The organism is Streptomyces caeni, assembly GCF_042678285.1.
Taxonomy (GTDB): domain Bacteria; phylum Actinomycetota; class Actinomycetes; order Streptomycetales; family Streptomycetaceae; genus Streptomyces; species Streptomyces caeni.
In genome coordinates this window covers 1-6577 of the sequence record NZ_JBHUDX010000025.1, presented here as the reverse complement: position 1 = coordinate 6577, position 6577 = coordinate 1, and the positions used below count along the sequence as shown (strand labels likewise).

Genomic DNA, 6577 nt, shown 5'->3' with positions numbered 1-6577 from the left:
ACCCCCGCGCCCGAACCGCGACCACCGCCCGACCGCGAGGGCGCACGCCCACCGCTCCCGCCGCCCCCGAACCGCGGGCGCGCACAGCGCACCACGCCCGGACCGCCGTGCCCCGGCCGTGGCAGTGTCGGACCGTGGTCTCAGGTCACACCGGCGGCCAGGGGATCGCCGGCCACTCCCCGCCGGGCTCCGGATGCTTCCCGGACGCCAGCAGCGCCTCCACCCGGGCGAGCGTGGCGGCGACCTCCGCGGCCGTGATCAGCTCGGCCAGCCGGCCGGCCAGCGCCCCGCCGGCCCCCAGCCCGGCCTTCAAGGCGCCCAGCACCTCGGTCGCCTCGCGGGTCAGGGGCTCCCCTGCCCAGCCCCACAGCAGGGTGCGCAGCTTGTTCTCGGTGCTGAAGGTGACCCCGTGGTCGATTCCGTGCAGCCGTCCCTCACCGTCGGACAGCAGATGGCCGCCCTTGCGGTCGGCGTTGTTGATGACCGCGTCGAGGACGGCGAGCCGGCGCAGCCGCTCGTCGTCGGCGTGCACGAGCAGCGCGGTCCTGCCGCCGCCGACGTCGGCGAGGCCGATCGCCTTCCAGCCCTCCCCCGGCTCGTCGCCGTCCACGAGGGCGAGCAGTTCGGCTTCGGGCCGCCCCTCGATCCACAGCTGGCACATGCCCTGCCCGTACGGCCCGTCGCGCAGCACGGTGGGCGGCACGAGGCCCCAGCCGGTCGCCTCGGACACCGCGTACGCGGCGACCTCGCGCTGGGCCAGCGTGCCGTCCGGGAAGTCCCACAGGGGCCGCTCCCCGGCCACGGGCTTGTAGACGCAGGCCGCCTCCCGGCCGTCGTAGGCGACCGTGCAGTACAGCGCGGCGTTGGACGCCTCACGGATGCGTCCGCGCACGGTCAGTTCGCCCTCGGCGAGCAGTTCGGCCGTGGTCAGGCCCCGCGGCGGTATCCGTTCTGGCGCGGACATACGTGTCCTTCCGGGTCGAGCGGGAGGCTGCACAGCGGGCAAGGCGGCCGGCCGGCGTTGACGACGTCGAGTGCGCGCTTGGCGAAGGCCCTCGCCTGGGCGCCGGTGAGCCGGACCCGGAGCATCGGGGGACCGTTCTCCTCGTCCTGCAGCAGCCGCTCCTCGGCCTCGGCGAGGTCCTCCTCGGAGTCGGCGTCCAGTTCCACGAGGGCCTGGGCCTCGACGATCATGCGCTGTTCCTCGCCGTCCCAGGCCAGGGCCATGGTGCCGACGCGGAACTCTTCCTCGATGGGGGTGTCCAGGGGGGCCGAGTCGGAGATCTCCGTGGGGGCCATCGCGGGGACGGCCGCACTGCCGCCGCTACGGCGTACGACCTCGTCGAGAAGCTCGTCCATGCGCTCGGCGAGCGCCGCGACCTGGGTCTTCTCCAGGGCCACACTCGTCACCCGGGGTCCGGCCGACGCCTGCAGGAAGAAGGTACGGCGCCCGGGCAGCCCGACCGTGCCGGCCACGAAGCGGTCCGGGGGGTCATAGAGGAACACCTGACGGGACACGTCCTGTCTCCATTGGATCGGGATCGGGACCGGCGACCGCGCCGGTCCGCCTGGGTTGCTGACAACTACTGCGCTGGTTCGACCGCTTCACCCTACTGCGGCCGACGATCACGGTGCGCCCGCGCCGCCGCCGACCGTGGCGTCGGAACCGGGGGGTTCCTCACGCGGCACGAGGGACGCGAAATCGCCGGTGTCACCGAGGCGAACCAGAAACGGCCGCAGCCGGGTGTAGCGGATCGCCGTAATGGAACACGGTTCGACGGAGATCCGCTGGAAGAGGTCGAGATGAAGTCCGAGAGCGTCCGCGACGAGGGACTTGATGATGTCGCCGTGGGAGCACATGAGGTACACGGCGTCGGGGCCGTGATCGCGTTCCACGCGCGCGTTCCACTCCCGCACCGCCTCCGCGGCCCGGGTCTGCATGGCCCGCATCGACTCGCCGCCGGGGAACGCGGCCGCCGACGGGTACGCCTGCACCACCTCCATCAGGGGCTCGTCCTTCAACTCCGCGAGCTTGCGGCCGGACCAGTCGCCGTAGTGGCACTCACCGATCCGCTCATCGGCGTGGGCGCGCAGTCCGGGCCGGGCGTCCAGCAGCGGCTGCACGGTCTCCCGGCAGCGCTGCAGGGGGCTGGTGACCACCTCGGCGAGGGGCACCTCGGCCAGGCGCCCCGGCAGGGCCGCGGCCTGGGCCGCGCCGCGCTCGTCGAGGGCGACGCCGGGGGTCCAGCCGGCGAGCAGTCCCGCGGTGTTGGCGGTGGAGCGTCCGTGCCGGACGAGGATCAACGTGGGCATGCCGCCCAGCCTAGAGGGACGCCCCGCGCCCCGGGCAGGGCGAACGGACGCATGAGGGACCCCCTCGGTGCGCCCGTGTCGCGCGGGACCGGAGAATACCTGTCGTGATCAGCGACCGCGCCATCTACCGCGACGGCCGCCGGACCGGGGGCCCGAGGACCCCTCCGACGCCCTGGAGGAGGCGCGCGGCGCGGAGGACGCGTTCTTGTGGATCGGCCTCTACGAGCCGACGGCGAACGAGTCCGACATGGTCACCGAGGAGTTCGGGCTGCATCCGCTGGCCGTCGAGGACGCCCTCAGCGACCACCTGACCCGGGTGAACGAGTCCGTGGAGGGCCTGGACCGGCTGGGGTCCGACATCCTCGCGGCGCATCTGGCGCAGATGAGCGTCCGGCAGAACGACGACACGCGGAAGATCTCGGCGTGGGCGGCGACGGCCGAGGTCCCCACGATGATCGCGGGGATCTACGGCATGAACTTCGACCACATGCCGGAGCTGAGCTGGGCCTGGGCGTACCCGGCGGTGATCTTGGCGATGGGGGCGCTGGAGGTCCTGCTGCACCGGCTGTTCAAGCGGTGGGGCTGGCTCTGGGAGCGCGCGCCGCACCGTCCGGGCGGACGGTGACCGCCGTGACGCGCCGCGCGCGCGTGCCGCCCGCCGGCGGCTATGCGGCGTCCGACGCGGTGGTCGCGTGGCCGCCCAGGGCGTCGCGCCGTTCCGGCGTCCTCAGCGAGACCATGCGGCGCCAGCCGCCGGCACGCTCGTACGCGTACAGCGCGTGGATGCCGGCTGCCAGCAGCGCCGTCTTGGCCCTCGGCCAGCGCAGGATGCGCCCCATGCGGGCCGTCACCGCGAGGCCGACGTCCCGGTGGACGCGGATCTCGGCCAAAGCGCACTCCCGCAGGGTCCGCTGGACGGCGCGGCCGTGTCCGGCGCGCGCGAGGCGCAGCAGTTCCTCGTGGCAGTAGGCGAGGTGGTTGTCCTCGTCGTCCGAGATCATCCTGACCACCCGTCCCACGTCCGGGTGAGCGCCGAAGTTCCTGCGCAGCAGCCGCATCTGTTCGGCGGCGCGCTGTTCGGTGACCCTGCTGTGGGCGAGGTAGGTGACGATGTCGTGCACGGTCAGCGGCCGGTCGCCCCGCAGCTTCTCGTGGGCCAGCCCGATGCCGTGCTTCTCCAGGAGCATCGTGTAATCGGTCTCGGGGGGCACCTCGACGGGGCCCAGACCGCGCTTGCTCATCAGGGCGTTGAAGAGCCGCCCGTGTTTGGCCTCGTCGGCCCCATGCCGGGCGATCTTGGGGGCGAGGTCGCGTTCGGCGGCCGGCACGAGCGCGGCGATGCGTGCGTTCTCCCAGCCGCCCTGTGCCTCGCCGCTGGCGGCGATGGAACAGAAGAGCCGGAACGACTCGTCGTTGTCGAAGATCTCCTGGAACACGCTCTTGGCCGAAAGCATCACTGGCACCTCTCTGCAGGGTCCGCAAAGAACGAGTCAAATGCGGGGGCAGGGAGGCGGCAACAGGAAGGCCCGGCGGCTGCGCCGGACGGAGGACGCGGCGGGCCGGGCCGCCGCGTAACCCGCGGCGCGCCGGCGCGTTGTTCCCGGTGACGGCCGTGGCGGGGAAGACTCCCGAGCCCCCACCACGGCCGTGAAGACTCTCCGTCCGGTCAGGCCAGCCCGGCCCGCTCCAGGGCCTCGGTCCCGGCCCGGAGCGCGGTGATCCGCTCCTCCAGGGTGAAGCCGGCGGGTGCCAGCGTCAGGGTGGTGACGCCGGCCGCCGCGTAGGCCTTCATCCGGTCGGCGATGCGGTCCACGGAGCCCAGCAGGGTGGTCCGGTCGATCAGCTCCTGGGGGACCGCGGCCGCGGCGCCCTGCTTGTCGCCGGACAGGTACTTGTCCTGGATCTCGGCGGCCGCCTGCTCGTAGCCCATCCGCTGGGCGAGCTGGTTGTAGAAGTTCTGCTTGCGGCTGCCCATGCCGCCGACGTACAGGGCGGTGTAGGGGCGGAAGGTGTCGGCGAGCGCGGCGACGTCCTTGTCCTCGCCGAGCGCGAGCGGGAGCGTGGGGCACACATCGAAGCCGTCGAGGGTCTTGCCGGCCTTCTCGCGGCCGGCGCGCAGATGCCGGATCGCGGTCTCCTCCAGGTGCTCGGCCGCGGGGAAGATGAGCAGGGCGCCGTCGGCGATCTCGCCGGTCTGCTCCAGGTTCTTCGGGCCGATCGCGGCGATGTAGAGCGGGATGTGCTCGCGCTGGGGGTGCACGGTCAGCTTGATCGGCTTGCCCGGGCCGCCGGGCAGGGGAAGGGTCCAGTGCTCGCCGTCGTACGTCAGCCGCTCGCGCGTCATCGCCTTCCGCACGATCTCGACGTACTCGCGGGTCCGCGCCAGGGGCTTGTCGAACTTGACGCCGTACCAGCCCTCGGAGACCTGCGGTCCGGAGACGCCGAGGCCGAGGCGGAAGCGGCCGCCGGAGAGCGAGTCGAGGGTGGCGGCGGTCATCGCGGTCATCGCGGGCTGACGGGCCGGGATCTGGAAGATGGCCGAGCCGACGTCGATGCGTTCCGTCTGGGCGGCGACCCAGGCCAGCACGGTCGCCGCGTCGGAGCCGTACGCCTCCGCGGCCCAGCACACCGCGTACCCGAGCCGGTCGGCCTCCTGGGCCACGGCCAGATTGTCCGTGTCCATTCCGGCGCCCCAGTAGCCGAGGTTGATCCCGAGCTGCATGGCCGATTCCCCTTACCGATCAGTAACGTCCCTTGTCCGCTGACCTTAGCGCGGCGGCCCGCCCGGCGGGGAGAGCGGATCCACGAGCGGTGGGCCTGGGAAGACCGGTTGTCCACAGCCTCCCCCCACCACGAGTTCCGGCCAGTAATGTCGGCGTTCATGGAGCAGAGGCATCTCGGCCGTACCGGCCTTCGTGTGTCCCGGATCGGTCTCGGCACCCTGACGTGGGGCCGCGACACGGACGAGCATGACGCCGCGGACCAGTTGAAGGTGTTCTGGGAGGCGGGCGGCACCCTCGTCGACACGGCTGACGTGTACGGGGACGGGGAGGCCGAATATCTGCTCGGGCGGCTCATGGACGGGCTGGTGCCACGCCGTGACCTGGTCATCTCGACGAAGGCGGGGAGCGTGCCCGACCCCGACCGCCGCTTCGACGGATCACGCGGCCACCTGCTCGCCGCGCTGGACGCCTCCCTGGCCCGCCTGGGCACGGACCACGTCGACCTGTGGCACATCCACGCCTTCGACCCGCACACCCCGCTGGAGGAGACGCTGCAGGCCCTCGACCTGGCGGTCGCCAGCGGCCGCGCGCGGTACGCGGGCGTGTCCAACTTCTGCGGCTGGCAGCTCGCCAAGGCGGCGACATGGCAGTTGGCGGCGCCTGGCACACGGACCCGCATCGCCAGTACGCAGATGGAGTACTCGCTGCTGCAGCGCGGCGTGGAGCGCGAGGTGCTGCCTGCGGCCCTGGACCTGGGGGTCGGGCTGCTGCCGTCCTCCCCGCTGGGCCGGGGCGTGCTGACCGGCAAGTACCGGCAGGCGACGCCGGCCGACTCGCGCGGGGCGTCGGAGCAGCTGGCCCCGTTCGTCGCGCCCTACCTGGACGAGACCGCGAGCAGCATCGTCGACGCGGTGCAGACGGCCGCCGACGGGCTCGCCGCGACGCCGCTCCAGGTGGCGCTCGCGTGGGTCCGCGACCGGCCCGGCGTGGTCGCGCCGATCGTCGGCGCGCGCAACGCACAACAGCTCACGGCGGCGTTGTCAGTGGAGGCGCTTAGTCTTCCTGACGAGATCTGCCGGGCGCTGGACGACGTGTCGGCCCCGGTGCACCGCTATCCCGATCACGACTGGAGCACGCTGTGACCACCGACCCGGAGACCACGGAGACGGCCCCGCGGCCGGAGCGGCCGGAGGACGGGACCGGGGCGGGGGGCGGCGGGACCGGGGGCGGCGGCGGGGATGCGCCGGCCTCCTCCGGGGACGCGAACGCCGCCGACTCGAACGCCTCCGGGGACTCGGACGCCTCCGGGGACGCCGGCGAGGCGGCGGGGGCCGGGGACGGCGGTACGACCGTCTCGCCCCAGCTGTCCGAGGCCGAGGCCGAGCTGGCCGCCCAGCGGCTTGAGCGGGAGCGGATCGAGCGGCGCAAGGCGGAGAAGAAGGGGCCGATCGCGGCCGGCGGGAAGCTCAGCGGGAAGGCCGCCGACCTGCTCGCGGCCGTACGGGCCGTGGAGAGCGGACAGAAGCCGGCGGCGAGCGCCT

The 6577-nt window shown here is 73.2% G+C and carries 6 protein-coding genes and 2 pseudogenes; 3 read left to right on the top strand and 5 right to left on the bottom strand.

Going from position 1 to position 6577, the window contains the following annotated elements:
* Positions 1-145 precede the first annotated feature (145 nt).
* The 3 genes from ACFSL4_RS10325 to ACFSL4_RS10315 all read right to left on the bottom strand — a co-directional run bounded on the left by ACFSL4_RS10325 (position 146) and on the right by ACFSL4_RS10315 (position 2313).
* Complete coding sequence (locus ACFSL4_RS10325) at positions 146-964, bottom strand: SCO1664 family protein (RefSeq protein WP_381080871.1); 819 nt, start codon at positions 962-964, stop codon at positions 146-148.
* Entirely contained in the window at positions 928-1518 is a 591-nt protein-coding gene (locus tag ACFSL4_RS10320; protein WP_381080869.1) for a DUF3090 domain-containing protein, read from the bottom strand. The genes ACFSL4_RS10325 and ACFSL4_RS10320 overlap by 37 nt, the downstream gene beginning before the upstream one ends.
* Positions 1519-1626: 108 nt before the next feature.
* Entirely contained in the window at positions 1627-2313 is a 687-nt protein-coding gene (locus tag ACFSL4_RS10315; RefSeq protein ID WP_381080867.1) for a histidine phosphatase family protein, read from the bottom strand.
* A 295-nt stretch (positions 2314-2608) separates the two neighbouring features.
* Here ACFSL4_RS10315 and ACFSL4_RS37685 point away from each other — a divergent pair.
* Positions 2609-2938 (top strand): annotated as a pseudogene (locus ACFSL4_RS37685) (CorA family divalent cation transporter); the annotation flags it as partial.
* A 40-nt stretch (positions 2939-2978) separates the two neighbouring features.
* Here ACFSL4_RS37685 and ACFSL4_RS10305 read toward each other — a convergent pair.
* Both ACFSL4_RS10305 and ACFSL4_RS10300 read right to left on the bottom strand, forming a co-directional pair.
* The gene (locus ACFSL4_RS10305) at positions 2979-3767 is read right to left on the bottom strand and encodes a ferritin-like domain-containing protein (protein ID WP_381080865.1); all 789 of its coding nucleotides are present in this window, start codon (positions 3765-3767) and stop codon (positions 2979-2981) included.
* Between the two features lie 212 nt (positions 3768-3979).
* Positions 3980-5035 (bottom strand): LLM class F420-dependent oxidoreductase, encoded by a 1056-nt coding sequence (locus tag ACFSL4_RS10300; RefSeq protein WP_381080863.1) that lies wholly within the window; start codon positions 5033-5035, stop codon positions 3980-3982.
* Positions 5036-5194: 159 nt separating this feature from the next.
* On the opposite strand from ACFSL4_RS10300, the gene ACFSL4_RS10295 reads away from it, so the two are divergent.
* Together ACFSL4_RS10295 and ACFSL4_RS10290 are read left to right on the top strand one after the other, a co-directional pair.
* Complete coding sequence (locus tag ACFSL4_RS10295) at positions 5195-6178, top strand: aldo/keto reductase (RefSeq protein WP_381080861.1); 984 nt, start codon at positions 5195-5197, stop codon at positions 6176-6178.
* A pseudogene (locus ACFSL4_RS10290) lies at positions 6175-6577 on the top strand (DNA helicase RecD); the annotation flags it as partial. The gene ACFSL4_RS10295 and the pseudogene ACFSL4_RS10290, both read left to right, overlap by 4 nt.